This is a genomic window from Pseudomonas sp. Fl4BN1, from assembly GCF_009908285.1.
Taxonomy (GTDB): domain Bacteria; phylum Pseudomonadota; class Gammaproteobacteria; order Pseudomonadales; family Pseudomonadaceae; genus Aquipseudomonas.
This window is the reverse complement of sequence record NZ_JAAARM010000040.1, coordinates 24,910-50,929: the sequence shown is the minus strand read 5'-3', so window position 1 is coordinate 50,929 and position 26,020 is coordinate 24,910. Positions and strand designations below refer to the sequence as shown.

The 26,020-nt window shown below is 60.4% G+C and carries 24 protein-coding genes; 12 read left to right on the top strand and 12 right to left on the bottom strand.

Annotation, left to right across the window (positions count from 1 at the left end):
• Together GV818_RS29095 and GV818_RS29090 are read left to right on the top strand one after the other, a co-directional pair.
• On the top strand, positions 1 to 109 hold a 109-nt coding region (locus tag GV818_RS29095; RefSeq protein ID WP_161778143.1), incomplete at its 5' end, for an IS3 family transposase.
• 3 nt (positions 110 to 112) lie between these two features.
• A complete protein-coding gene (locus GV818_RS29090; protein WP_372242132.1) occupies positions 113 to 385 on the top strand; it encodes a DUF3800 domain-containing protein in 273 nt (90 codons plus the stop codon).
• A 539-nt stretch (positions 386 to 924) separates the two neighbouring features.
• Here the strand turns inward: GV818_RS29090 and GV818_RS29085 are convergent.
• Positions 925 to 1,206 carry a fructose-bisphosphate aldolase gene (locus GV818_RS29085; protein WP_161778204.1) on the bottom strand — a complete coding sequence of 94 codons (282 nt, stop codon included), beginning with the start codon at positions 1,204 to 1,206 and terminating at the stop codon, positions 925 to 927.
• Positions 1,207 to 1,733: 527 nt separating this feature from the next.
• Here GV818_RS29085 and GV818_RS29075 point away from each other — a divergent pair.
• The 3 genes from GV818_RS29075 (at position 1,734) to GV818_RS29065 (ending at position 3,951) form a co-directional block, all read left to right on the top strand.
• On the top strand, positions 1,734 to 2,699 hold the full coding sequence (locus tag GV818_RS29075; protein ID WP_161778203.1) for a hypothetical protein: 966 nt from the start codon (positions 1,734 to 1,736) through the stop codon (positions 2,697 to 2,699).
• Positions 2,699 to 3,385: a hypothetical protein gene (locus tag GV818_RS29070; RefSeq protein WP_161778202.1), complete on the top strand. Its 687-nt coding sequence runs from the start codon at positions 2,699 to 2,701 to the stop codon at positions 3,383 to 3,385. Before GV818_RS29075 ends, GV818_RS29070 begins: the two co-directional genes overlap by 1 nt.
• Before the next feature lie 86 nt (positions 3,386 to 3,471).
• Positions 3,472 to 3,951, top strand: coding sequence for a DUF4265 domain-containing protein (locus GV818_RS29065; RefSeq protein WP_161778201.1), 480 nt, complete (start codon positions 3,472 to 3,474; stop codon positions 3,949 to 3,951).
• A 405-nt stretch (positions 3,952 to 4,356) separates the two neighbouring features.
• Here the strand turns inward: GV818_RS29065 and GV818_RS29060 are convergent, their stop codons facing one another.
• The 5 genes from GV818_RS29060 to GV818_RS29040 all read right to left on the bottom strand — a co-directional run bounded on the left by GV818_RS29060 (position 4,357) and on the right by GV818_RS29040 (position 10,616).
• Positions 4,357 to 5,124: an amino acid ABC transporter ATP-binding protein gene (locus GV818_RS29060; protein WP_161757498.1), complete on the bottom strand. Its 768-nt coding sequence runs from the start codon at positions 5,122 to 5,124 to the stop codon at positions 4,357 to 4,359.
• Positions 5,121 to 5,780, bottom strand: coding sequence for an amino acid ABC transporter permease (locus GV818_RS29055; protein ID WP_161757499.1), 660 nt, complete (start codon positions 5,778 to 5,780; stop codon positions 5,121 to 5,123). Before GV818_RS29055 ends, GV818_RS29060 begins: the two co-directional genes overlap by 4 nt.
• A 10-nt stretch (positions 5,781 to 5,790) precedes the next feature.
• Entirely contained in the window at positions 5,791 to 6,438 is a 648-nt protein-coding gene (locus GV818_RS29050; protein ID WP_161757500.1) for an amino acid ABC transporter permease, read from the bottom strand.
• A 63-nt stretch (positions 6,439 to 6,501) separates the two neighbouring features.
• A complete protein-coding gene (locus GV818_RS29045) occupies positions 6,502 to 7,290 on the bottom strand; it encodes an ABC transporter substrate-binding protein (RefSeq protein ID WP_161757501.1) in 789 nt (262 codons plus the stop codon).
• A gap of 278 nt (positions 7,291 to 7,568) precedes the next feature.
• Entirely contained in the window at positions 7,569 to 10,616 is a 3,048-nt protein-coding gene (locus tag GV818_RS29040) for an aminotransferase class III-fold pyridoxal phosphate-dependent enzyme (RefSeq protein WP_161778200.1), read from the bottom strand.
• A 137-nt stretch (positions 10,617 to 10,753) separates the two neighbouring features.
• Between GV818_RS29040 and GV818_RS29035 the strand changes: the two genes are divergently transcribed.
• Positions 10,754 to 11,194 carry an Lrp/AsnC family transcriptional regulator gene (locus tag GV818_RS29035; protein ID WP_161757503.1) on the top strand — a complete coding sequence of 147 codons (441 nt, stop codon included), beginning with the start codon at positions 10,754 to 10,756 and terminating at the stop codon, positions 11,192 to 11,194.
• A gap of 340 nt (positions 11,195 to 11,534) precedes the next feature.
• Here GV818_RS29035 and GV818_RS29030 read toward each other — a convergent pair whose 3' ends face one another.
• Positions 11,535 to 13,715 (bottom strand): TonB-dependent siderophore receptor, encoded by a 2,181-nt coding sequence (locus tag GV818_RS29030; protein ID WP_161778199.1) that lies wholly within the window; start codon positions 13,713 to 13,715, stop codon positions 11,535 to 11,537.
• 278 nt (positions 13,716 to 13,993) lie between these two features.
• Positions 13,994 to 14,242, bottom strand: coding sequence for an Arc family DNA-binding protein (locus GV818_RS29025; protein WP_161778198.1), 249 nt, complete (start codon positions 14,240 to 14,242; stop codon positions 13,994 to 13,996).
• Positions 14,243 to 14,493: 251 nt separating this feature from the next.
• Between GV818_RS29025 and GV818_RS29020 the strand changes: the two genes are divergently transcribed.
• Positions 14,494 to 16,146 carry an alpha/beta fold hydrolase gene (locus tag GV818_RS29020; protein WP_161778197.1) on the top strand — a complete coding sequence of 551 codons (1,653 nt, stop codon included), beginning with the start codon at positions 14,494 to 14,496 and terminating at the stop codon, positions 16,144 to 16,146.
• A gap of 108 nt (positions 16,147 to 16,254) precedes the next feature.
• On the opposite strand, the gene GV818_RS29015 is transcribed toward GV818_RS29020, so the two are convergent.
• On the bottom strand, positions 16,255 to 17,646 hold the full coding sequence (locus GV818_RS29015) for an aldehyde dehydrogenase family protein (RefSeq protein ID WP_161757507.1): 1,392 nt from the start codon (positions 17,644 to 17,646) through the stop codon (positions 16,255 to 16,257).
• A 101-nt stretch (positions 17,647 to 17,747) separates the two neighbouring features.
• On the opposite strand from GV818_RS29015, the gene ptrR reads away from it, so the two are divergent.
• Complete coding sequence (gene ptrR / locus GV818_RS29010; protein ID WP_161757508.1) at positions 17,748 to 18,626, top strand: putrescine utilization regulator PtrR; 879 nt, start codon at positions 17,748 to 17,750, stop codon at positions 18,624 to 18,626.
• 32 nt (positions 18,627 to 18,658) lie between these two features.
• Here ptrR and GV818_RS29005 read toward each other — a convergent pair whose 3' ends face one another.
• From GV818_RS29005 to GV818_RS28995, 3 genes are all read right to left on the bottom strand, one after another.
• Positions 18,659 to 19,021: a hypothetical protein gene (locus GV818_RS29005; protein ID WP_161778196.1), complete on the bottom strand. Its 363-nt coding sequence runs from the start codon at positions 19,019 to 19,021 to the stop codon at positions 18,659 to 18,661.
• Between the two features lie 63 nt (positions 19,022 to 19,084).
• Entirely contained in the window at positions 19,085 to 19,705 is a 621-nt protein-coding gene (locus tag GV818_RS29000) for a LysE family translocator (RefSeq protein WP_161757510.1), read from the bottom strand.
• A gap of 70 nt (positions 19,706 to 19,775) precedes the next feature.
• Positions 19,776 to 20,501 (bottom strand): CPBP family intramembrane glutamic endopeptidase, encoded by a 726-nt coding sequence (locus GV818_RS28995; protein ID WP_372242131.1) that lies wholly within the window; start codon positions 20,499 to 20,501, stop codon positions 19,776 to 19,778.
• A gap of 192 nt (positions 20,502 to 20,693) precedes the next feature.
• Here GV818_RS28995 and GV818_RS28990 point away from each other — a divergent pair, with 192 nt between their 5' ends.
• The 4 genes from GV818_RS28990 (at position 20,694) to GV818_RS28975 (ending at position 26,016) form a co-directional block, all read left to right on the top strand.
• Entirely contained in the window at positions 20,694 to 21,212 is a 519-nt protein-coding gene (locus GV818_RS28990) for a sigma-70 family RNA polymerase sigma factor (RefSeq protein WP_161757511.1), read from the top strand.
• 9 nt (positions 21,213 to 21,221) lie between these two features.
• Positions 21,222 to 22,223: a FecR domain-containing protein gene (locus GV818_RS28985; protein ID WP_161778195.1), complete on the top strand. Its 1,002-nt coding sequence runs from the start codon at positions 21,222 to 21,224 to the stop codon at positions 22,221 to 22,223.
• Between the two features lie 230 nt (positions 22,224 to 22,453).
• A complete protein-coding gene (locus GV818_RS28980; protein WP_161778194.1) occupies positions 22,454 to 24,262 on the top strand; it encodes an ABC transporter ATP-binding protein in 1,809 nt (602 codons plus the stop codon).
• A complete protein-coding gene (locus GV818_RS28975; protein ID WP_161778193.1) occupies positions 24,256 to 26,016 on the top strand; it encodes an ABC transporter ATP-binding protein in 1,761 nt (586 codons plus the stop codon). The genes GV818_RS28980 and GV818_RS28975 overlap by 7 nt, the downstream gene beginning before the upstream one ends.
• Positions 26,017 to 26,020: the final 4 nt, after the last annotated feature.

Genomic DNA, 26,020 nt, shown 5'->3' with positions numbered 1-26,020 from the left:
CGATTACATCGAGATGTTCTACAACGTAAAACGCCGCCATGGTTTCAACAAGCACCTGTCACCGGTAGAGTTTGAAAAGCGTTACGCAATGAGCTTGCAAGGTGTCTAGAGAATCCGGGGCGATTCAGACCGTGTAGGGGAAACCTTCAAAAAACGGTATGAGGATAAACTGCAATTGACCTCATTGCAGACAGCCTCATCAAAAAATAGTGCTCTGATCCAATTGTCAGATGTGATCGCTGGAGCGATAGGTCGAATTCTTAACCATGACGGGGAACGTAATTTTAAAGACGACATGGCTGACCTCGTTATCCAGATGCTAGATCTAAAAATTGAAGAAGGCGACATTGACGAACTCGATTCAGCGGCACGATTCAACGTCTAAAGTGGAAGGGTAAGGCATGCTCAGGATATGGGGATGCCCATCACCTCCCCGCCACTTGCATAGCCTGCACTTCTTCACCAAGCAGCGCCTTGAGTACGTTCGTCTTTTCAGATTAGGATCGCCACTTACCGCCAGATCTAACCGAGGAGGCGCCTGCCAAGCGTCCAGGCCTCGCACAGGAGTGAGGTTTTCAGGTAGCCCAGCGTTGTTAGGATGGTCACGCTGGCTTGTTGGCGGCGGTGTCTACGACATTACTTTTCGTACAGTGCCTAGCAAATAAGAGGTAGTACTTGAGTTATAGGATCACGACAAAATCTTTCAACTATCGGCGGGGCAAGGGCATGAGCTTGGTAAGGGACGGGAGGTAAAGAAGCGGGTTTGACGTAGTGGGCAATTCCAAGCTTCCCGCTCGTTGGTATTCCAAAAACTTGTGGATCAAGTTTTGGGTTAAGAATAGGAAAAAGACGGCTATGCCTAGTGAATACGGGTTTTTTTGGAATTAAAAAGCCGGCTTGTGGCCGGCTTCCTTGGAGTCTAAATCACTCGCTAAACGCCCTTGTCTCAATCACCCCCAACACATCCCGCACATCCTGCAGCAATAACCTGGCGGTATTGGTCACCGTGCCCATGTCCTTATTGCTCGCATCTCGCAGCGTAGTGCAGGCCATCAAATTCAGATAATCCAGCGCAGTCACCAACCGCTCACTGGCACACGCATGCAAGTCCACCAACGGCGCCTGGCTGTCAACAAACAGTACCGGCCCATCGCTGGCGATTGGGGTCATGGGAATAAATCGTTCGGATAAGTCTTGAGCATTCATGGCATCGTCCTTTTCAAGAATAGAAAAGTTGCCACCTGTTGCTGCGAATCAACGGGGTGGCAGCTGTACGCGGGTTCGCAGACCGAGGAAAAGAACAAACCCGGCAGACCCGGAGGTCTCCCACGTACAGCCGCCATAAAACGAAACGCAGGCGAAGTGTGCCTGAGTTGGCATTGGCGGTGTAGTTCGACTTTTCTGTTGGGCTGCGAAACCCGGTCGCTGATCGAAATCAGCGAACGAGAAAACTATAGGGGCAGGGCAGGTCTGGGACAATGGCGCTTCTGTAGGAACGGTCTCTATTGCGAGTAAGGACCGACTGAACTCTCCAGGGAATTCATATGCGCTGTGCCTGACACTAGCTGTATTGGCCTTCAGCTTGGTGATCAGCAGCAGATTATGGCCCCACGGCAATTGTCCAACAGCCTGTTGGACCATTTCAGATTCGGGCCAGGCCTCGGCAAATCCATCTGAGCTTCTATCGATTTTGCTATCCTGCGCCCCTTTTCCCCACCGCAAGGAGCGCAGGCATGACCCAGTCCATTGGCAGCAGTACGCAAACAAGGGCTGGCAAACAGCGTCACCTGCAACACCTCCTGTTCCGCCTGGCCCCAGTGCTCTTGCTCGGCCTTGGGCTAATCACCTCAACCGCCCAAGCCAACCCCACCACCACCTACCGCGGTACCCTCGGCGAAACCCCGGTTGAACTGGCCCTAACCTACGACTCCCAATACGGCGGCATGTCCGGCTACTGGTTCTCCGACTCCGAGCGCCTGCCAATGGCCTTGGAGTCCACCCCCTTCCATCCCGGCTCTGGGCTGTTGATCAACATCATGGACAACCCGACCCTGCCTGCGGCAGCGGTGTCGTTGCAGCCGTTCGCCGAGGGCGCGGAGGCGCTGCAGGGCAGTCTGGTGGATTTGCGCACGGGCACGCAGCAGCCGTTGCAGTTGCAGCGGGTGACGCGCTTTGGTGGCAGTCAGCGGGAGGCGTTTGACGGGGAGTTGTTGCAGCCGGTGTTCGATCGGGATTTCTATTTCAGTGTGCATGCCGCGCGCAAGGCCGGGGAGGAGGTCGGGCAGGTGGACAGTATTCGGGTGATGAGCCGGGTTACCGGCCGGCGAGTGCAGGAGATCAGTGGCCAGTGGTGCCTATCTTCGGTGGGGACCAAGACCCTGACCTTCGGGCATTTTCAGGATGAGGCGCGGATCGATTTCCAGGCCCAGAGCTATCGCGTGGCCGAGGAGGATGGACGGCTGTGGTGCTCGCCCACTCAGTATTATCTGTACAACCGTGAAGGCCGGAAGTATCTGCGTCATGCGCAGTTGGAGCAGTTCGCGGTGGACGGTACGTTGCGCTTTTCCCCCAGTGGCCAGGTGGAGTTCAGCAAGCAGGACTTTATCAATTTCGATCAGCGCACTCGGCGTTGGGATTATTACCGGGTCATCAGCCCTGATCGGTTGCAGTTTCTGTCGTCGGGCGAGGAGCGTTTCTGATGCGCGGGTTTGATTTTGCTCGGGGGCTGGCGGTACTGGTATTGGCGCTGTGGCTGCTGCCTGCGCAGGCGTCTCATGGGGTGTATGAGGGGACGCTGGGCAAGCAGGCGATTGTCTTGACCCTGGGCAGCCAGAACGCGGTGTACCAGGGTACCTATGCCTATCAGCGCTATCGCACGCCGATTCGTCTCAAGCCGACCTTCAACTTCAGCAACAAGGTGCTGGCCATGGATGAGCTGGACGAGCAGGGTTTGCCGGTGGCGCGTTTGCAGTTCAATGACTTGATGAACTACCGCCAGCAGGAGCAGGTGCGCGGCACCTGGACCAGTTATCGCACGGGCAAGACTTTGCCGATTGCGCTGAAGCTGGTGGGCCTGGTGGATTCGGATCGCTCGTGGCCGCAGCCGGTCACCAGGCTGTTGCAGAGCGCTTCCACCAAACGCTGGTATTTCCAGGTGCCGATGCAGGGCAGTGATCGGCGGATCACGACGGTGGAGGTGATGGACAAGGCCACCGGCAAGTTGCTGGTGAGCCTGGCGATCGCGGCACCGGGCTGTCCGAATCAGGGGGTGGATACCTTGCAGTTGCAGGGTGAAGGGGAGCAACTGCGGATTGCTTTCAAGGACTGCAAGTTCCCGGGGTTTCGCTGGAATGAGGGCGGTGGGAGCTTTGCGCCGTTGCCTTGAGGCCCGTTGATTGGCGCCCTTGTGCGACGTGGCGGCTAGTGGATTGGATGAGTCTGGTGTTGAACCTGGAAGTTGTGGAGCCTCGTATGGATGACAGGCAATCCCCTGTGCTGATTCAGGTGTATATGGCCGATGACGATGGCGCCGTTCGCGAGGAGCTGCTGGCGCGGCAGATCGATGAGGATATTTACGAGTTGCTGTCCTCACCGGGGCTGGCGCAAAACCTGGCGCGGGGCGATGTCGTTTCCATCCGCAATCCCGATGCTCCGGCGCAAGTGCTGAAGCGGGGCGGGAATTTCTGCATTCAGATCTATGCCGATTACATTGATCCAGCAGTGATTACGGCACTCGAAAGCGATGTCATTGGTGAGTTGAATGGGACTCTGGATGGGGTGTGCGGGGGGACGCTAGCGTTGGCGGTCCCTGCAAAAAACGGGATGGAGAACATCAATAGGTTTTTCGATGGCTTTCGCGAAAAGACTGGGATCCAGTGGTATTACGCGAACGTTTATAAAAACCTCGATGACGATGAGGACGAGACGCTGTTGAACTGGTGGCTGGACTGATTCAAGTGGTCCGCGATGGTGTTGCTCTTGGGGGTGGCGGGGTGGCGTAGATGGTTTCGATATTTTGTGCCGGCGAGGGCGGGCTTGAGGGCGCCTTCGCCGGCAAGCCGGCTCCTACAGGGAGGGCGGCGTCAGGCAGTTTGTAGTCGTGCTGTCTTGCGTACGTGATTGAGCATCAGGCCGGATGCGCCGCCGATCAGCAGGATGGCGGCCATGAAGTGCATCGCGGCTTGGGTGTTTTCGTTACCTGGGGCAGCCAGCCCACCACGATGGTGCTGAAGAAGGCGGGCGGGGCAGTTGGCGTATTTACCCGATTACGCGGCGCCAATCTTGATCAGTAGATGCACCCTGTGAGTAATCGAAGGTTGCCCACAGGGTGCAGACAAGGCGCTCGGGAAGCGCACCTTATCGATCGTGCAAATGTTTTTTCAAGAACGAGCGGGTTCGTTCCTGAACCGGGTTTTGCAGAATCTCCCGCGGCGGCCCTTCCTCCACGACAACCCCGCCATCCATAAAGACAATCCGGTCGGCAACTTCGCCAGCAAAGCGCATTTCGTGAGTGACGATCAACATGGTCATGTGCTCTGCCGCCAGTTGTTTCATGACCAGGTTGACCTCTTCGACCAGCTCTGGGTCAAGTGCTGATGTGGCTTCATCGAACAGCATGACTTTCGGCTGCATCGCCAGTGCCCTGGCGATAGCAACGCGTTGCTTCTGTCCGCCGGACAGGCGAGAGGGATACTCATCGACTTTGTTGTCCAGGCCCACTTTCAACAAATACTCCATCGCCAACTCACGAGCCGCTTTTTTCGTCAGCCCCTTTAGTTTTATCGGGCCAAGTGCAATGTTTTCGTACACGGTCAAGTGCGGGAACAGATTGAAGTGCTGGAACACCATGCCCATCTGCTGGCGCACGGCATTTATATGCTGTTCAAACGCGCGCCCTTTCAATGGCCGATTGACTTGGTCACCGTCCAGCCAGACCTCACCATCGTTAAGCACTTCCAGCTGATTAATTGATCGCAGAAGTGTGCTTTTGCCAGATCCGCTGGGGCCGATGATGGCAATGATTTGTCCGCGAGAGACCGAGAGATCGATGCCCTTGAGTACTTCAAGGGCTCCGTAAGCCTTGCGGGCGCCCTTTACCTCAACCATGAACTTTTCGCTGATCATCGTGACATCTCTACCTTTTTTTCAAGAAGGTGCAGGCCGGCTTCGAGAACAAGATTGGCTGCATAGTAAATAACCGCAACAGTCAGATAAAACTCAAAGGGGCTATAGGTATCGCTCACTGCAAGTTGTGCGCTGTACACCAACTCGGCAATACCAATGATGGAAACCAGGGAGGTGTCCTTCAACAGCACAATCAGGTTGTTGCCAAGCGGCGCAATGGTGCGGCGAAGCGCTTGTGGCACGACGATGTAGCGCTGGGTCTGTCCACGGCTGAGGCCGATAGACCGCGCGCCTTCAATCTGGCCAGGGTCTACCGACATCACGCCTGCCCGAATGACGTCGGCGTTGTAGACGGCGAAGTGCAGGCTAAGGCCGATGATGCCCGCCGCCAGTGCGGGAATATCAATCCCGACTTGCACCAGCCCGTAATAAATCAGGTACAGCTGAAGCAGCAGGGGAGTCCCCATGAGCAACCAGGTCAGAAAGCGCACGGGCAAGGCCAGAACCTTGGGTGCGTAAAGAACGATAAGGGTAAAGGCTACACCGGCAATCAAACTCAATACGCTGGAGCTTAAGAACATCACGATCGTCCACCAAAGACCGGTCATGAGCAGCTCGTAATAGGGGGTGACGATACTAAAGTCCAGGCTTTGCATGTGAATGCTCTCACCTTGCCGCGAAGCGGTTATCGAGATAGTCAATAATGAACCTGACCGAGTAGACCATCACAATGTAAAGCAGGGCCGATACTGTGAAGATTTCAAAAGGCTTGTAGGTTGAACTGATAAAGCGCTGTGCCGTGTAGGAGAGCTCAACAACAGAGATTGTCGACACCAAGGCAGAACCCTTGATCAGCGCGACAGCGTTAACTCCCAGTGGTCTTATCATCAACTTTGCCGCTTGTGGCAGGGTGATCAGCCACAAGGTTTGTCGGCGGCCGAAGCCAATTGAACGCGCCGCCTCTTCCTGGCCCGGGTCAACGTTGCTGATTGCGCCACGAATGGATTCCGCCATGTAGGCCGCGATGTTGAGACCCAAGCCAATGACCCCGGCAGCAAACGGCTCCAGCTCCAGTCCGATCTGTGGTCCGCCGAAGTAGATGATGAACAGCTGAACCAGGCAGGGTGTGCCACGAAAGACGCTTATGTAGAGCCTTGCCAGGCATCGAAAGATGAAGACGGTGGACAACCGTCCGGCAACCAGCACGATCGCGACCAGGAAGCCCAGTAGCAGTGCCAATGCAGAGATCTGCAGCGTAATCCAGGCCGCTTCCAGGAAAAATGGGAATATGCGCTGTATCAATGTCAGATCCATGGGGACCCTCGGAAAAGTCAGGTCGTCTGGCCCGAGGTTGAGTCGGGCCAGACTCAAGGTGAATTAGCGGATATCGCGGCCAATCCACTTCATCGAGATCTTTTCGTAGGTGCCATTGGCGAGGATGTCTTCCAGCGCCTTCTGTATCGCCGCCTTGAGCTCGGGGTTATTTTTGCGCAGGGCAATGCCCAGGCCTTCAGCTCCCCCCTGGTCTTCAGGGGTACTGATCAGGCGTACCTGCTGTCCTGTTTCCTTGACGGCGACCATCACGGGCACACTGTCCATCACCAGTGCATCGATGCGCCCGGCGTCCAAGTCCACCAGCATTTCGGGAAGGCCTTTGTAGCTTCTGACCTTCAGGTTGCCACGGGCCCGGGCCCATTTGTCGTGGATGTCCCCGAGCGTCACCCCGACCGTCACATCCTTCAGATCATCAAAGCTTTTGATCGAAGAACTGTCCTTCACCACGATCGTACGGCCGGCATGGTAATAGGGACCGACGAAGTCCACGGCCTTCTGGCGTTCCGGGGTAATGGACATGGACGCGATAATGGCGTCGTATTTTTTCGCCAGCAGGCCGGCGATGATCCCGTCGAATGGCGTGGTGATGATCGTCACTTTGACCCCCATCTGCTGCGCAATGGCCTCGCTGATGGACGCGTCGAAGCCGACAATCTGGTTCTGTGCGTTGGCAAAGCTGAAGGGTGCGTATTGGCCACTCATTGCGATACGGATCTCTTTGGATTCCTGGATCGACTTCAATTCATCGGCGTGAACAGCGGTGGTGGAGAGTAGCGTCGCAGCCGTTACGGCGCAGGCAACAACCAGGCCCTTGAGCTTTTTAGTGAGCATTCGATAGCACCTTAGAAATATTATTATTTGGTTTTTGGGCTATGCACCCAGCCGTCACGAAAAGTCTTGCATAGGCGCTTTTGGAAAGCACCAGGCAATGTGACAGCCTGCCTGACAGATTGCCGGAGTTGGCCGGCACTCTGTCAGGTAGGCTTTGAGGCTCGCTGCAAAACACTGTCGGGCGTGCGGTTTTGAATTGCAGATAACGTGCGACAAGGTTGACCAGATCGTGAGTCTCCAGTCTCCAGTCTCTTGTCGCACGCCACCATATCGATGATTTACTGGAGTGCGGCCTTGAAGCTTTCGTCCAGGACCTCAAGCAAGAAGTCAGCATTGGTTTTACTGAAAATCATCGAAGGGCGCATTTTTAGAACATTGTCATGGGGGCCTTCAGTGCCGATCAAAATGCCTCGCTCCCTGGCACCGTCGGCGACTTTCTTGGCCAAGCCTGTGGCTGGGATTTTCGTTTGGCGATCAGTAACCAGTTCGATCCCAAGGAACAGACCGAGCCCACGCACATCACCGATTGCATCGTAGCGCTGCTGCAGCTTGCGCAAACCGTCGAGCAGATAGTTACCCACGGTCAGGGCGTTGAGTTTCAGGTTGTCGCGCTCGATCACATCCAGTACGGACAACCCGACAGCGCATGAAACCGGGCTGCCGGCAAAGGTATTGAAGTACTCCATGCCGTTGTTGAAGCTGTCTGCGAGCTCACGGCTGGTCACCACCGCTGACAGGGGATGGCCATTGCCAATGGGTTTGCCCATGGACACTGCATCGGGAACCACCCCCTGGGTTTCAAACGCCCACCAGTGGCTACCGACACGGCCAAAGCCGACCTGGACTTCGTCCGCCAGGCACAGACCGCCCTCTGCACGCACCATGGCATAGACTTCTTTCAAGTAGTTTTGGGGGAAGAACAGTTGCCCGGCGACACTGGGAATGGACTCCGCCAAAAACAAAGCTGGAGACCTGCCTTGCTTGCGCATGCTCTCGATCTGCTCCGCCACGCTTTCGGCATAACGCTTGCCAAGCTCCTCGAACGACCAGTCTTCAGGCGCACGGTAAGCATCCGGGACGACCGCCTCAAACACGTGTTCTGCACGCCCTTTACCGGCCTTGCGCTTGTATTTGTAAGGGCTGAGGTCAATCAGTTCCTGGGTGGTGCCGTGGTAAGCCCAATCCAGCACGATGGCGTCGTTACGCCCCGTGTGGTTGCGCGCCATGCGCAGCATCAGGCTATTGGCTTCACTGCCTGAGCAGCCGAAGGACGCTACCGCCAAACCTTCCGGCAACGTAGCGGTGAGCCGTTCGGCATATTCGACAATATTGTCGTGGAGGTAACGGGTGTTGGTATTCAGGCGTGCTGCTTGCCGCGAAAGCGCCTCCACCACATCGGGATGGCAGTGGCCGAGGTGGCACACGTTATTGAAGCAGTCCAGGTAGGCCCTACCAAAGTTGTCGATCAGCCAGACCCCGTCACCGCGAACGAATTTGATCGGGTCCGAGTAGGAAATCGACAGGTTTGGCAGCAACAGCTCTTTACGCTTCGCCACGATCTCTGCTTTGGTGCGCCCCTCCTGGCTGTAGGTTTCTGGAGGAATGCCGGCGAGGGCTGATGCGTCGGGGAACAAGTCGGCCCAGACCTGAAAATAGGCCACTTCACCTACGCCGATGAACTCGTTCGCCTTCAACTCGGTGTCAGTCGACATCTGCAAATGCAGATGCGGGATCCATCCGCCGTTTTCTTTATCCGTCCCCATGTAGCCCACCAGCGCGCCAGCCTCCAGGCGGTCGCCGGGCTTGAGGCGTGCCAGTGCTTCGTGAGCCATGTGACCCCACAAGGTCAGGAATGGCGGGCAACCTTCAGGCGCATGCTCAAGCATGATCAAACCGCCATAACCCAGTGGCTCGCGCTCGACTTCGACACTGCGCACTACACCGGCAACCGGGGTATAAAGCGGCGTTCCAGCGGGCATGATCAAGTCAACGCCGACGTGAAGAACCCGGCGCTGTCCTTCGATGAATCGCGATTCGAATGCGCTGTCGGTGTAGATGGTTCTTGCCTCGCCCCATGGCCCGATGCCGAGCTTTACGTTGTGCTCAGCTGCAAACTCATTCCACCATTTGCTCGCTTGCACTGGGCGCTGCTCGGCTGAAGCGATGGTCATTACATGGGAGGCATCGCCGAACGGCGCGATCATCTTGCTCATGGTCGCCGCAGAAGGACGCACGATCTGCGCAAAGGACCGGTGGTGCTCGGCCACCCAGCGCCGGACTGCTCCGGCGCCTTCGATCGCGTCAAAACCGCAGGCTTTGCGCAGGATCGCCGTCGCCAGTCGCGGGTTCATGCGGTCCATCTTCTCCAGCAGGCGCCAGGCCGGCGCTTCACTGATGGCCAGGTAGGGATTGTCTTCGGTCTGTGCATAGCGCGATGCAGACAACGTGACGCTGGTGACCAGGCGCATCGCAATCAGGTTGAACAGCACATCAAGCTCCTCCGGCTGCAGAGGATATTTTTCATGGAAACCGGCAGCCAGAGCGGCGGCGGCGCCAATCGGATCTTCCATGTCGAGAATGGAATAGGCGCAGGTGATGGCGACTTCGGCAATCAGGATCGTATGCACGGCATCGCCAAAATCAATGATGCCTGAGACTTTCCGATGATCCTGGGAGTCGACGAGGATGTTCCAGTCATTGCCGTCGTTGTGAATGATCTGTGCACGCAGACGGGAAAGTTTCGGCTGCACGTTTTTTTCGAAGCCATCCATGAAACGCTGCAGGATTGCTCTTTTGCCAGGGTCTTTGACGAAGTGCAGGCGTGAGCGCGAGCGCGCGGCATGCCGCAAATCCCAGTCCAGGTCACGTACCGCTCCCGGGTGCATGAAACCCTGGAGTGCCCGATCAATGTCACCGAACGCTTGGCCAAGGCTGCGCATCAATTCGAACGTGCGATCGACCTCGGCCAGCGGTGTGCCATGCAGCCAGCCGACCAAGCGCACCGCATGGGTTTCACCGGAGGGCGCTAGCGCCGAGGCGAGGAAATCACCTGCAAGGCTTTTCTTCAGAAAGGGCACGGCAAGTTCGGGATTGTTACTCGCCAGGTGGCTGAGAATCGCCGCTTGAAACTCGCTTTCAACCCGCGGCTCAGTCGAATTGACGACTTTCAGAATCCACTCCGCATCGGTGCCGGTCTTCAACCGGTAGTTACGGTCGCGCTCGCCATCCAGTGGCGTGGCCGTGCCGATTACGTTGAAAAGCTGCTCACCGAGCTTTTCGGCATCCCCTGTCGAGAACTGGGGCACAGGATGGGAAAGATTTGTCATAGTTATTATTTTCCAGGCGATTTTTCAGATAGCTTGGCATGCGAAATCCTGGATGACAGTAGGTATACGGTCGGCGTTAGCCGGCATATTGTCGGAATCGACCGGCATAATTTCAGTAGCAAACTTGAGGGGGTCTGATGCGCGACTTGGACGTGAAAGATCGCGAAATACTCGAAATTCTGTCTAAAGAGGCGCGGGTTGCACTGAAGACATTGGCGGCGCGAATCGGCCTTTCCAGAAGTGCTACCAGCGAGCGAGTGATCAACCTTGAACGCAATGGCGTGATCAGAGGCTACCGAGCGGATATCGGCGAAATCGATGCCAACGTGATTCGCGCCATCCTTCTGGTGAGCCTCAAGCGCACACCGGCAGTGAGCCTGCTAGACCTGCTGGCGCAAAACTCGCAGGTACGACGTGTCTCCTCGGTAAGTGGCCAGCTTGATCTGGTGATTGAGGTCGAAGCCCGGACTATTGACGATCTGAATCGAGTGAGAGATTTGGTCGCGAGTCACGAAACCGTTGAAGACATCACCACCGCCGTGGTTCTTCGGCGTGACATTGATCGACAGCCCTCTTGACGTAAGCACTCGGCGCTTGCGGCGTCGGGTTGTCCGAAGCATCGGGTGGATATGTAGCAGGTGCTGGCAGAGGGGGAGCCGTTGCGTAGCCGCCTGAGCAACTGCAAGTTGCCCGGGGGCAGCGCAATGAAGACCGTGGGCGTTGTGCTGCGTTGCCTTGCAGTAAGGCGTGCGTCACCCCGAATGCCAGGGATCAACGCCGCGAGGCTGTGCCCTTGGTGCATTCATGTTGCTGGCGTGTCACCAAGACTTGCTCAATGGCCGCCAAAGCGCCCAAGTATGCGATCAAGCAATCGGCCTGGTAGCCCGACTGCTTGAAGTCCAGGACCGCTAGCGGGCATCAGAAGTTGATCGACGCACTCAACCGCGCCGTCAACGGCGGGCCCTGGAACAGATAATCGTCCCCCAGGTACTCGCCGACATCGCGCCAGTAGCGCTTGTCGAACAGGTTGTCCACGGTCAGGCGCAACACCGTGTCGTAGCCGTCGATACGGGTGCTGTAGCGGCTACCAATGTTGAACACCGCATAGGCGCCGGTCTCGACATTACCCACGCGGTCCGCGTATTTGCGGGCGCTGTATTGCACGCCACCCAGCAGCGCCAGGCCGTCGAACCCGGGCAGGGCGTAGTCGCCCTGCAGGCTGGCGCGCAGCTTGGGCACGTTGAGGGCCTGGTGACCTTCGTAGGACGGGGTGTCGGTGCCGCTGACCCGCGCGCGGATCGCGGCGACGCTGGCGGCAATCTGCAGGCGTTCGGTGGCCCAGCCATTGGCCGAGAGTTCCAGGCCGGTGTTTTTCTGCTGGCCTTGCTGGATGTAGGTGAACTTGCCATCGGCATTGGGGCGCGAGTACTGGTTGGCCTGGCGCATCTGGAACAGCGCGGTGGTGAAGCTCATGCGTTGCCAGTCGTATTTGATGCCGGCCTCGATCTGTCGCGAAACACTCGGTTCGAGAATTGCACCCTTGTTGGTGGCAAACCACGGCGCTTCGCCTCCCAGGGACAGGCCCTTGCTGTAACGGGTATACAGCGACAGATTGGCCATGGGTTTATAGATCAGCGCCGCTTGAGGCAGGAACACATAGCGCTGGGTATGCCGGGCGCTATTGCCGTCCTGGTCGAAGCTCTCTTCATCGAGACGCACTTCGCGCCCGCCGAGCACGGTCTGCCACTGTTCGTTGAAGCTGATCCGGTCATTGAGGAACAGGCCGTACTGGCGACTGTCGAGGCGTCGATGGGAATCTTTGAGTGGGCCAGCGTAGCGGGCAACAGTCGCCGGCTCGCTGTTGATATTACCGTTGCCGATCCATTCATTGATCGACTCGCGCTTGTCCACCACCCGCCGAAACGCGCTGGTTCCGACGCTCAGTTCATGCCCGAGGCGGCCGGTCTGGAAACGACCATTGAGCACTGCCTGAACGTCGTCATTGCGCCGGGTATCGTCAGGGCTGCGGAAGTCATAGATGTCATAGGTTCCATCGGGTCCGAAGGCGTTCTCCGGAGCGGGCCCACCACAGCCATAACAGCCCCACGCAAACGAGCTGTAATCATCAATCACCACCCGGCTACGTGATGCACTGAGATTGCCTTTCCAGTCATCGTTGAAGCGGTACTCGAAGTTGCCACTGATGTTCAGCGCCTCACTGCTCACCGGCTTGGTACCACTCTGGTGCCCCAGCAGCTTTTTCGGCGAGGCGTGATGGGGCAGGGCGCTGCCGCCAAGCAGTTGATAACCCGGGGCCGAGCGCTGCTCCTTGGTCTGATATTCCACGTCCAGTTGCAGCAACGCATCAGGGCTGATGTTCCAGTCAAAGGCCAGCGAGGCAAAGTCGCGCTGGCCATTGGTGTGTTCCACATAGGAATGCAGGTCTTCATGGGCCAGGTTGGCCCGCAGGCCGAACTGCTGTTCGCTGCCGAACCAGCCACCGACATCGGTGGCGACATAACCGCTGCCACGGTCGTCAGTGGACAGGGTGACCGAGCGCACATCGGTCGGGCGCTTGGTCACGTAGTTGATCAGCCCACCCGGTTCGCTGATGCCGCTCTCCAGGCCGGACAGGCCCTTGAGCACTTCCACCCGTTCCTTGTTTTCCAGGCCGACGTTCTGCTCCCCGGCAATGCTCCGGCCATTGATCCGGTAGCTGTTGGCGGCATTTAGCGAGAAGCCGCGCAGCATGAAGTTTTCGTAGTAGCCCACCGGCGCATAACTCTGGCCCACCGAGGCATCATTGCGCAGCACCTCGCTGAGCAGCCGTGCCTGCTGGTCCTTGATCAACGCTTCGTTGAACACGCTGATGGAGGCCGGGGTATCGAGCAGCGGCGCTTCTTCGAAGCTGCCCACCGAGGCCGTCTGTGCCTGGTAGCCGGACTGCCCTTCGCCGGTCACGGTCTGGGTGGGCAATTCGGTGCTTGCGGCATTGGCCGCGGATGCGCTGCTGGCCAGCAGCAGGCCAAGGCTCAGGCGATTGAAGGTCAAGGCGGTGCTGCAGGCTTGCAGGCGGGAGGACGGGTAAATCCGGTTCATGAACATTCCTTGAGGGCGACCCTGCCGGTTGGCAAAAACCTGGGTCGGGCTCCTGGGGCTGGCGATGGGCAACCTGCACGTGCGTCGGGGAACCGCAGGGTAGTCCTGAGGGGGTCAGGCCTGTAGATGGCAGTGGGCGGGCGTGGGTGTTTTTTGCCAGGCGCCATCATACAAGCTGTGGCGCAGCGGTAAAGACGAAGGAGGAGGCGAGGTTGTCGGGGAGCAATGGCTCAGGTGTGGGAGGCGATGCGGCAGGGGCCGGCAGAGGGGGGACCGTACTACAGGTCAGCCTCCTGGTTTTTGGGTTGCAGGCATTCGAGTTGCTGTTCCAGTGACTCGACCTTTTGCAGCAGCAGGGCCACGATCTTTTCAGACAGGTCACGGGACTCGTCGTCGACCAGGGACTTTTCCAGGCGATTGACGATTTCATGGTTCATGCTGCGGTTCTGTTCTTTGGCGATGCTTTTGACTTGTGAGTGAAGATCATCCGGGAGACGAACAATGAACTTCTGAACGGGGGCGTGCATGCATAACCTCTGATCGTGGCAAAAGAAACATCATATGAATGTCACTCCGTGGATTTCTTTAGGAAAACTCTGAAAAGTAAAAGGTGCGTGTCTGGTGCGTGCTACATGTTTTCCAGTAATGAGGTAGTCCCTTTCTCGGTAGGGCGATGAAATGAATTGGTCAGGCCGTTTCAGGAGTCTCTTGTCGAGGTGACGTCGCGATCCTGGCACTGCAAAATGGCCTCGCGACTCAACTCACAGGGAGGTGCTCCATGCGCGACGAACCGCTCATCATTGTGGTCGGTGGCCTAGGCAATCACGCGGGCGCCTGGAAGCGGCTTGAAGCCAGGCTGCGTGAGCAGGGGATAACCGGCGACTGGCATCATCACGATACGCGTGGACTGAAGAACGTCTTTCGCGCCGCCCAGGTCCGGACGCTTAGCTGCCAATTGCTGGAGAAAATCGATCACCTGGCCAAGGAGCGCAGCCGAATCATCCTGGTCGGGCACAGCGCCGGCGGCATGATCATCCGCGACACTTATCTGCTGGCCGCGGGTGCCTACCCGGATCACCCGCAGCGGCGAGACTGGTGGCACAAGGTCGAGTCGGTGCTGTTGTTCGCGTCCATCAACCGGGGCTTTCGACCTTACGCCACCACCTCCTGGGCGTTGAGCCTGGCGCTGATGAAACTCATCTCCCTGCAATGGCTAATGCTCAAGCCTCCTTCCTGGTTTGCCCTGGGCTGGCTCCTGGAGTTGGAAAAAGGCTCGTTTTTTGTCACCGACCTGCGCTTGGCCTGGATGCGCCATTTCCATGAACGTGACGATGAACATCGGCCCTTTGTCGTGCAGTTTCTCGGTGATATCGACGGCGTGGTGGCCCGTGAGGATGTACGTGATACCGAGGCGTTCGCCAATTCCTACACGGTCACTATCGAGGGGGCCGACCACAGCAATCTCTTCGATCCGGCTGCGGCTCCTGGTACGGCCGGGTTTGCCCGGATACTGCAAGTGTTCCAGGACCCGGACCCCCAGGAGCGCGAACCCGAGAAGGCCCAGGAGCTGGCCGTCACCGGACCCAGGCTGGTGGTGTTTGTGCTGCACGGTATCCGTGACGGTAATTCGGGATGGGTCACCGATATCGCCGAGGCCATCGAGCAACAATGCAAGAGCAGTGGCACCGGCCAACAGGGTGCGGAGCCGCCGGTGCTGGTGGACCGTTCCACCTATGGCTGGTTTTCCGCGATCAAGTTTGCCTTGCCCTGGGTGCGTCGCAGCAACCTTCCCTGGTTTCTCGATCGCTACAGCTACCATGTGGCGCGTAATCCGGATGTGAAGTTCCGTTTTATCGGCCACAGCAATGGCACCTACATTCTTGGCACCAGCCTGCTTCAGGTGTCGTCCCTGATGTTTGATCGGGTGTACCTGGCAGGTAGCGTTCTGCCTCGAGAGTTTCCCTGGAAGGACATGCTCGCGCGCCGAGTTGGCACGCTGGTGAACCAATGCAGCTCCGAGGATTGGCCCGTGGGCGGGTTATGCCGTGGCTTGCATCGGATCGGTTTTCACGACGTGGGCACTGGCGGCGTCGATGGTTTTGATGATCTGGATGGCTGCGCTTTCAGTACGCAGACCCGTTGGTTCAAGGGGGACCATGGCAAGCCGCTGCAACGGCCGAATCAACCGAAAATCATCGACTATGTGCTCGCCGAAACAACCGAAACGCCGTTGATGCCTGATCCGCCAGAGGCTGACTGGTGTCAACAGCCGTCGGCCCCGTTCAAGTTCAAGATGCAGGTGTTTGCCTCGGTCCTGGCGCTGGGCAGTGTCGTGTTGGGTTGCCTGGCGTGGTCGGGCATTGCCCATCACCATGAAGGACGGGTGATGGTTGCGGCGGTGTTGGTGTACTTCGTGATGGACACGATCTGAGATCGATTCCTTCCGGGTCAGGCACGCCGATGTTTGGCAAATAGAAACGGACCTGTTGCAGGTCCGTTTTTTGACCCCGGCACTCAGGCGCCCGGGTTTGTTTCGCGATTAACGCCGATCCAGCCACACCGTCTGGGCGTTGCAGAACTCGCGCACGCCGAAGTGCGACAGTTCGCGACCAAAACCGCTTTTCTTCACCCCACCAAAGGTCACGCGCGGGTCGCTGGCGCTGTAGCCGTTGATGAACACGCCACCGGTCTCCAGCTCGTCGGTGAGTTGCCGGGCCAGTTCCAGGTCGCGAGTGTAGATCGTCGCGGTCAGGCCGAACTCGCTGTCGTTGGCCAGGGCCAGGGCGTGCCGGGCGTCGCGGGCGGTGATGATCGAGGCTACCGGGCCAAACAGCTCCTGCTTGAACGAGGTCATCTGGTCGGTGACGCCTGCCAGCACCGTCGGCGGGTAGTAGTTGCCGGCGCCTTCGGCCTTGTGTCCGCCCAGCAGCAGGCTTGCACCTTCGGCCAGGGTCGCTTGCACTTGCTGGTGCAGTTCGTCGCGCAGGTCGAAGCGGGCCATGGGGCCGATGTAGGTGTCGTTGGCCAGTGGGTCGCCGATTACCAGGGCGCGGGTGGCCTCGACGAACTTGCGGGTGAATTGCTCAACCACCCCTTGTTCGATGATCAGGCGCTTGGCCGCGGCGCAGACCTGGCCGGTGTTCTGGTAGCGGCCGATGACCGCGGCTTTCACCGCTTCGTCGAGGTCGGCGTCGTTGAGCACGATGAACGGATCGGAACCGCCCAACTCCAGCACGCATTTCTTTAGCGCCGCGCCGGCCTGGGCGCCGATGGCCATGCCGGCACGCACGCTGCCGGTCAGGGTCACGGCGGCGATGCGACGGTCGACGATGGCCCGGGACACGCCGTCCGGGGTGACGTTGATCAGCTCGAATACGCCCGCCGGGAAGCCGGCCTGCTTGAACGCTTCCAACAGCAGGTAGGCGCTGCCCATCACATTCGGTGCGTGCTTGAGCACATAGGTGTTGCCGGCGATCAGCGCCGGTACCGCGCCGCGCAGCACCTGCCAGATCGGGAAGTTCCACGGCATTACCGCGAGGATCGGGCCCAGGGGGCGGTACTCGATACGCGCCTTGTCGTGCTCTACCAGGGTCGCTTCAGGGGCGAGCATGGCCGGGCCATGTTCGGCGTACCACAGGCACAGCTGGGCGCATTTCTCGATCTCGCCGCGGGCCTGGGGCACCGGCTTGCCCATCTCCTGGGTGATCATCCGCGCCATGCCTTCGCTGTTGTCGCGCAGGGCCTGGGCCAGGGCCTTGAGCAGCGCGGCACGGGCGCCAGGGCTCTGGCGTTTCCATTGGGCGAAGCCTTCTGTGGCGCGGCCCAGGGCGGCATCCAGTGCGCTGTCGGACTCATAGGGGTAGGCGCCGATCTGCTCGCCAGTGGCAGGGTTGATCGACAAGGCATGGGTATGGCTGGAAACGCGGGTCATGGCACCGTCCTGCTCAGGTGGGAATGGCTGCAGGTTACGGGGCTGTTTCTTTGCTGAAAACTGAATAATATTGAGCGAATCGTTCACGTTTGGAGAATGCAGTGGATCTGGTCCAGCTGGAAATATTCAAGGCGGTTGCCGAGCAGGGCAGCATCAGCGCCGCCGCGCAGTTGATCCACCGGGTGCCGTCGAACCTGACCACGCGGATCAAGCAACTGGAGCAGGATCTGGGCGTGGAATTGTTCATCCGCGAGAAGAACCGCATGCGCCTGTCGCCCGCCGGCTGGAACTTCCTCGACTATGCCCGGCGCATTCTCGACCTGGTGGCCGAGGCGCGGCTGACCGTGGCCGGCGAAGAGCCCCAGGGGCCCTTTGCCCTGGGCTCATTGGAAAGTACTGCGGCGGTGCGCATTCCGGCCTTGCTCGCGGCCTACAACCAGCAATACGCCAAGGTCGAACTGGACCTGTCCACGGGGCCTTCGGGGACCATGATCGAAGGCGTGCTGTCGGGCCGGCTGGTGGCGGCCTTTGTCGACGGCCCGGTGCGCCACCCGGCCCTGGAAGGGTTGCCGGTGTTCGAGGAAGAGATGGTCTTGATTGCGCCCCTGGGGCACGCGCCTATCAGTCGGGCGCGGGAGGTCAATGGTGAAAGCATCTACGCCTTCCGCGCCAACTGTTCCTATCGCCATCACTTTGAAAGCTGGTTCACCCAGGACGCTGCGGTGCCGGGCAAGATCCACGAAATGGAGTCCTACCACGGCATGCTGGCCTGCGTCAGCGCTGGCGCCGGCCTGGCGCTGATGCCCCGCAGCATGCTCGAAAGCATGCCCGGTTGCGCCACGGTGAGTGTCTGGCCCTTGTCACCGCGCTTTCGTTTCCTGCAGACCTGGCTGGTCTGGCGGCGTGGCACGGTGTCCCAGAGCCTAAGCATGTTTGTGAAGTTGCTGGAGGAGCGAGGGGCGGTACTGGCCGAGGCTTGAAGGCCGCGGGCCTGATCAGCGGGCTGATGGACTCAGGGTGGCGATGGATAGAACTCGCCGTCATCGCCCTGCACCCTGGCGTCCAGCGCCTGTGCAATGCGCTGCAGTTTGCGCATGGCCTGCTGCGTCGGGTTCTTGGTATAGAGCTCGCCCAGTTGCGGGTTGTACCAGAGGGGAAAGGACTCGCCGGGCAGGGCAACCATGAAGTCCTCGCTGCTGTTGGCAAGATCCCTGGCGACTTGGGGGTCGTGCCGCAGGTAGGCCAGCCATTGTTCGAAGCTGACTTTCGGCCCGGACTCATCTGCCCAGAAGGGCTTGCGGGTGATATGCATGTCGTATCCGGCGACGGCCCAGCCGCTGGCGAGCAAAAGCAGGATTGAAATGATTGTACGCATGTAGACCTGCTGCAAAGTGTGTGGCGCAACCCGAACTGAAACCCGAGGGGCCAGAGCTTGGCCTCAGCGCTTGCTCAAGGCCAGGCGAGCCGCAAACAGCACGAAGATCATGCCGGTAGTGCGGTCCATCCACTGGATCACGTGCTCGCGTTGCAGCACGCCCGCCAGGGGCCGGGTAGCGCCGATCAGCATTAACGACCAGAGCAGGCCGATCACCACGTGGATGCTCACCAAGCCGAAAGTCCAGGCCACCATCGGCTGGCCTTGAGGGATGAATTGCGGAAGAAAGGACACATAGAAAACCCCTACCTTGGGATTGAGCACGTTGCCCAGCATGCCTTTGAGAAACCAGTTGGCCCCGGGCTTGCCGTCCGTACCCACGGAGGAAAATGAGCGCCGTGGGCGCCGCAGCATGTTCAGCCCGAGCCAGGCGAGGTAGGCCGCGCCGCAGTATTTCAGCAGGCTGAACGCGAGCTCCGATAGGGCAATCAAGGCGCCCAGGCCAAACGCTACGGTGGCGCCCCAGATCAGGCAGCCGGCATTGATGCCCAGGGCGGCGCGCAACGCCTGTTGCTTGCCTTCCACCGTGGCGGTGCGTAGCACCAGGGCGGTATCCAGGCCCGGGGTCAGGGTCAGCAGGGTGGCGGCGAAGGTGAAGGCCAGGAGGTTGTCAGTGAGCGACATGGCGTAGCACTTCAAGATGAGGGTGCGGGCACGTTAGCACAGGGCCCAGACGCTGCCGATGGTCCTGCGCTCAGACGTACAGTCCTGTCAGTCTTAGCAGCGTATCCAGGGATATCGCGAAAACCTCCGCCAGGGCGTGCAGGGCGATCGGGACCAGCAGGCCGCCGCTGACTATTCTGGCCACGGCGAAAATGCAGCCACTGGCGAAGATCAGGGCGAATGTCGATGCGTTGCCGTACTGGCTATGGAGGCCGGAGAAGATGGCCGCGCTGGTGATGATAGCGACCCATTTCCAGACCTGGCTGTTCTCGTAGGGAAACAGGCGCAGCAGGTAGTGGCGGAAAAACAGTTCCTCGGCAATCGGCGGCACGACGATCAGCGAGGCAACCTTGATCAGCGTTTGCCAAGTCGTGAGGCCGGCCAGCAACTCGGTCATGAAGGCTTCTTCAGGCAAGCCCAGAGTGGCGACGGCCACTCCGCATAGCGCATAGGCTGCAAACATGCACAAGGCGCCAATCCGCAGGGGTGCGCGGACCCTGTGCCCACGCAGTGCGGCGCTGAACCCTGCGCGGTATTGCATCAGCAAGAGCGCGAGCAAGAGCAGCATGCTCAAGCCCTCCATGGAGATGAATACCAGGTAGGCCTGCATCTGGGCCGGGATCAGCAAGATCCCGGGAACCGCCGCCAGGAAGAACACCAGGGTGGCCAGAATGAACATTCCCAGCCGAGGCAAGAAGCGATAGGGGGAAGGCGTTGGGGCGGACAGTTGCTGAGGGATGGCAGACGGATGAATCACAGTCACTCCATGAATGTGCGGGAAAAGAGGCATTATGCCATCACTTAATTCTGCGCGTCATTTGACCGTGGATGTTTCTGGCAGAAGTGGCGAAGCGATTGCGCGGCCTTTGTCCACTCGATATTATTGCAAACAGTTATCAATTACCCTTTGTGTCCACCTTCCCCTGGCCATCGGGCACAGGAGAGGTCCGTGAGCATCGGAGAGTTTGTATTTCAGCGCCAGGTTGAAACGCTATACGTCGATCACAACAGTTGGTTGCGCAGCCTGTTGCGGCGCAAGCTCGGCAATGCCTTCGATGCCGCGGACCTGGCCCACGATGTGTATGTCCAGCTCATGAGAAAGGGCCAGTTGCCTCCCGTCGATGAGTCGCGACGGCACCTCGCGCAGATTGCCAACGGCCTGGTGATCGACCTGTATCGCCGGCGCCGGATCGAGTCGGCTTATCTGGAAGCCCTGGCCCTGCTGCCCGAACCCCTGGTCGCCTGCGAGGAAACCCGAGCCCTGGCCATCGAGGCATTGATCGAGATCGATGCCGCGCTGCAGAGCCTCTCGGCCAAGGCGCGCAAGGCGTTGTTGCTGTGCAAGCTGGACGGTATGAGCTATCGCCAGATCGCCGTCGAACTGCAGGTGTCGGTGTCGTCGGTGGAGAAGTACATTGCCGCCGGCCTGTTGGCCTGCTATCAGGCCCTGCACGGATCGGAGTTCTGAGCTTTTCCCATGCCCATTGGCCAACCTACTGACCGCGCTGCGGAACCTGGCGAGATCGCCACTGAAGTCGTCGAGCAGGCAGTGCTGTGGATGGCCCGCTTGTGGGCCGACGATGCCAGTGCCGAAGACCAGGCCGCATGCCTGCATTGGCGTGGCGAACACCCGCATCACGAACTCGCCTGGAACCGCCTCAAGGCCTTCGAGGAAAAGTTCTCCAGCGTGCCCGCTGAAGTGGCCCGCCATACCTTGCGTGAGCCGGCCTCCGGCGCCTACTTGAACCGCCGAAGAACCTTGCAGCTACTGACCCTGATGTTCAGCGCCGGTGGCCTGGCCTATGTCATGCGCGGCACCGACGCGTGGCAGATGACGATGGCCGCCCACAGTTCCGGCACCGGTGAGATTCGCCAGGTTACGCTGCCGGATGGCACCCAGGTGGTGCTGGCCTCGGCCTCGGCCATCGACGTGCAATTCGATGAGTTGCAACGGCTGGTGGTGCTGCGCGCCGGTGAAATCCTGGTCACTACCGCGCCCGATCCGGCCAGCTCGCCCCGGCCGTTCCGGGTGCAGGGCCGCGACGGCAAGGTCCGCGCGCTGGGCACGCGTTTCAGTCTGCGCCAGAGTGACGACAGCTCTCAGGTGGCGGTGTTCGAGGGCGCGGTGGAAGTCCAGCCCGACTACGCCGCCGGTGCCCTGCTGCGGGTGGATGCCGGTCACGGCGCGACCTTCTCGAAAGGCGCGGTGCAGGCCTCGGGGGCGGTCACCGAGAGCAGCGCGGCCTGGGTCCGGGGGGTATTGGTGGCAGACAGCATGCGCCTGGACCAACTGCTCGCCGAGCTGGGCCGCTATCGCAGCGGCGTGCTGCGTTGCGCCGACGAGGTGGCGATGCTGCAAGTCAGTGGCGTGTTCTCGCTGCTGGACACCGACCGCGCGCTGCACAACCTGACCCTGGCACTGCCCGTGGAAGTGATCAGGCGCACCCGCTACTGGGTCACGGTGCGCGCTGCGGTCTGAACGCTCATCGGTCATCCCCCTGGATGAAATCCCTCGGTGCGGCTGCCGGCAATCGACAGTGAACATTCGTCGCAATTTCGATTGAGGGTTTTGCCTTCTCGTTCGGAAGACAGGTAAGAGCGAACCCATTCTCGGTGTTCGCGGCGTCGGGCAGTGCGCGTCAGCAGGCTGATCGAGCCGGCGATGGCGGCCCATGGCAACGCCGATGCAGATTCCGTCAGGGAGACTCCATGAGTAACAGTGATGCGCCCGTGACCCCGCCTCAGGGGCGTGCTGCAGTCTCGCAGATCTTGCAGCCGATACGCGGGCGGCTGATGGCGGCGGCGCTGTTGGCGGCCATCGGTAGCATGCTGACCCTGGTGCCCCTGGCCGGCATTGCGCATATCGCCGGCCTCGTCTTGGCCGACGGGACCTCCCTGAGCACGGCCCTGGCTCAGGTGCAGCGCGAGCTGTGGTGGACCGTCGGCCTCAGCGTGCTGAGCCTGTTCCTCGGCATGCTGCTGATGTCCGCGGCCGAAACCGTGGCGCACCTGGCCGACAATCATATGACCCGCCACCTGCGCCTGGCGATTACCCAGCGTTTGTCCCAGGTGCCGCTGGGCTGGTTCACCGAGCGGGCCTCGGGCGAGGTCAAGCAGGCACTGCAGGACGACATCGGCACCCTGCACAGCCTGACCGCGCATTTCTACACCACCGTGGGCCGCTGCGCCGGGGCGATCCTGGTGTCGGTGCTCTATCTGTTTGCACTGGACTGGCGCATGGCACTGGTGTCGCTGTTGCCGTTCCCGGGGTTTTTCCTGTTCTTCGCCAAGACGCTGAAAGCCAGCGCCCGCAACATGCAGGGGTTTGTCGCGCGGCTGACGCGGATCAACAACGCGGTGGTCGAGTTCATCCACGGCATTCCCGTGGTCAAGGCCTTTGGCGCCACCGGCAAGGCTCATACCAGCTACCGCGAGGCGGTGGATGAATTCGGCGAAGCCTTCATTGATTTCACCCGGCCGCTGGTGGGCAGCATGGCCAACGCCAACGCGATGATTGCCCCGGTCACGGTGCTGGGACTGGTGCTGGCGTTCGGCATATTGTTCGTCAGCCTCGGCTGGATGACCGCGGTCGAGGTGCTGCCCTTTGCCCTGGTCACGCCGGGGATTTGCGCGCCGTTGTTGCTGCTGAACTACATCACCCACGACCTGGACAACGCCGCCGGCGCTGCCCAGCGTGTGCAGGTGCTGCTGCAAACCCCGGTGCTGGCGCCGCTCGCCCCCGGCCAGCCGCTGTTGCCCAAGGATGCTGAAGTGCGGGTGGAGCAGCTCGGTTATGCCTACGACCCGCAGCACCCGGTGCTGGCGGACATCAGCTTCACCCTCAAGCCCGGCACGGTGACCGCCATTGTCGGCGCTTCCGGCTCGGGCAAATCGACCCTGGCTAGGCTGCTGCTGCGTTTTTTCGATCCCACCGAGGGGCGCATCACCCTGGGGGGCGTCGACCTGCGCGCCATCGAGGCCGCGGAGCTGTACCGGCGCATCGGTTTTGTCCTGCAGGAAGTCCGGCTGATCCACGCCAGCATCGCCGAGAACATCGCCCTGGGCCGGCCCGATGCCAGCCAGGAGGAGATCGAGGCGGCTGCTCGTGCGGCGAACATTCATGAATGCATCCAGCGCCTGCCCCGTGGTTACCACTCGGTGGTGGGCGAGGACGCGCAACTTTCCGGTGGTGAGCAGCAGCGGGTGAGCATCGCCCGGGCAGTGTTGCTGGCACCGCCACTGCTGGTGCTGGATGAAGCCACCGCAGCCGCCGACGCCGAGAACGAGGTGGCGATCCAGGAGGCGCTGTCGCGGTTTGCCCAGGGCCGCACGCTGCTGGTGATCGCACACCGGCTCGACACGGTGATGCACGCCGATCGCATCATCGTGCTGGAACACGGGCGGATTCATGAGCAGGGCAGCCATGCCCAACTGCTCGCCCTCAATGGCCGCTATGCACGCCTGTGGGCGCAGGGCGGCTATGCACAGACCGGTAAACAGGCGCTACCGACATGCTGAAGACCTTTATCCAATTGTTGGGCGATGACGCGCCGATCTTCCGCCGGTATGTGGCCATGGCGCTGGTCTATGGGCTGCTCTGTGGGCTGACCATTACCACGCAGGTGCCGGTGCTCAGCCACCTGCTGGGCGGCGATCGCGGTGCGGCGCTGCAATGGCTGTCGGTATTCCTGTTGGCGGTGCTGGGCTGCTGGGCCTTGCGCCGGCGCCTGGACAAAGCCGGGGTCGCCGTCGGCGTGGCGCTGTTGCAAGGCGGGCGCCAGCGCCTCGGCGAGCATGTGGCGCGTTTGCCTATCGGTTGGTTCGATCCGCAGAACACTGCGCGGCTCAGCCACCTGTTGTCCCAGGGCATGATGGCCGTGGCGCAGTTGCCGGCCCATGTCTTCACCCCGGTGCTCTGTGGCATCACCACGCCGCTGGTGATGGTCGTGGCGTTGTTCATGCTGCAGTGGCAGATGGGCCTGATTGCCTTGCTGGCGCTGCCGCTCCTCGCTGCTGCGTTCTGGCTCAGCAGCAGGCTCGGGCGCAACACCGACCAGGCCTTCCAGCACAGCAGCGCCGCAGCCAGCCAACGGATGATCGAGTTCGCCCAGGCGCAGTCGGTGCTGCGGGCATTCAACGGTGCTGGCAGTGCGCGCTTCCTGCAGCAGGCGATTGAACAGCAGCATGAGTCGGGCACGCGCCTGATTCATCTTTCCACCGCCGCGGTGGTGCTCAACCTGTGGCTGGTGCAGGCGGTCTTCGCGGCGCTGTTGATCGCCGCCGCGCTGTGGCTTGATGGGCAACTGGGCAGCGGCCTGGATCAGGGTTCGCTAATCGCCCTGGTCGTTGCGCTGGTGCTGGTCAATCGCTTTATCGACCCGTTGCAGGACGTCGCCGGCTATGGCGAAACCCTGCGCGGTGTTGCGGTTCAGTTGCAGGCGGTGCGCGAGGTCCTGGCGGCAGCACCGCTGGCGCAAGCCAGCCCGGGGCAAGCGCCGCGGGATGCCTCGGTGGAACTGTTCGATGTCGGTTTTCGCTATGACCCGCAACGGCCGGCGGTGGTGCAGGGCGTCAGCCTGCGTGTCGAGCCGGGCAGTATGACTGCTCTGGTCGGCGCGTCCGGCTCGGGCAAGACCACCCTGATGCGCCTGATCGCGCGTTTCTTCGATGTCCAGGAGGGCAGCGTGCGGGTCGGTGGGGTGGACGTGCGGCAGATGTCCGAGGAGCAACTGGCCGGGCAGATCAGCCAGATATTCCAGGATAATTACCTGTTCCAGGGCAGCATCGGCGACAACATTCGCCTCGGCAAACCTGGGGCCAGCGATGATGAAGTGCTGGACGCCGTGCGCCAAGCCGGGGTCGAGGAGATCATCGCGCGCTTGCCGCAAGGGCTGGCGACGCCGGTGGGTGAGGGCGGGGCGCGCTTGTCCGGCGGCGAGCGCCAGCGCATCTCGATTGCCCGGGCGCTGATCAAGAACGCACCGATCCTGCTGGTGGACGAGGCCACGGCCGCGCTGGATGCGCAAAACCAGGCCGCTATCGCCGCCACCCTGGCGCGCTTGCGCGGCCGCTGCACCTTGATCGTCATCGCTCACCAGTTGTCGACGGTGGAGATGGCCGATCAGGTGCTGGTGCTGGACCAGGGGCGGATCTGCGAGCAGGGCAGCCATCAGCAACTGGCTGCGCGCCAGGGCGTCTATGCGCACTACCTGGCCCAGCGCCGGGCCGCGAAGGGTTGGCGCATTGCCCAGCCATCGCGGACAGATAGCTGAGCAG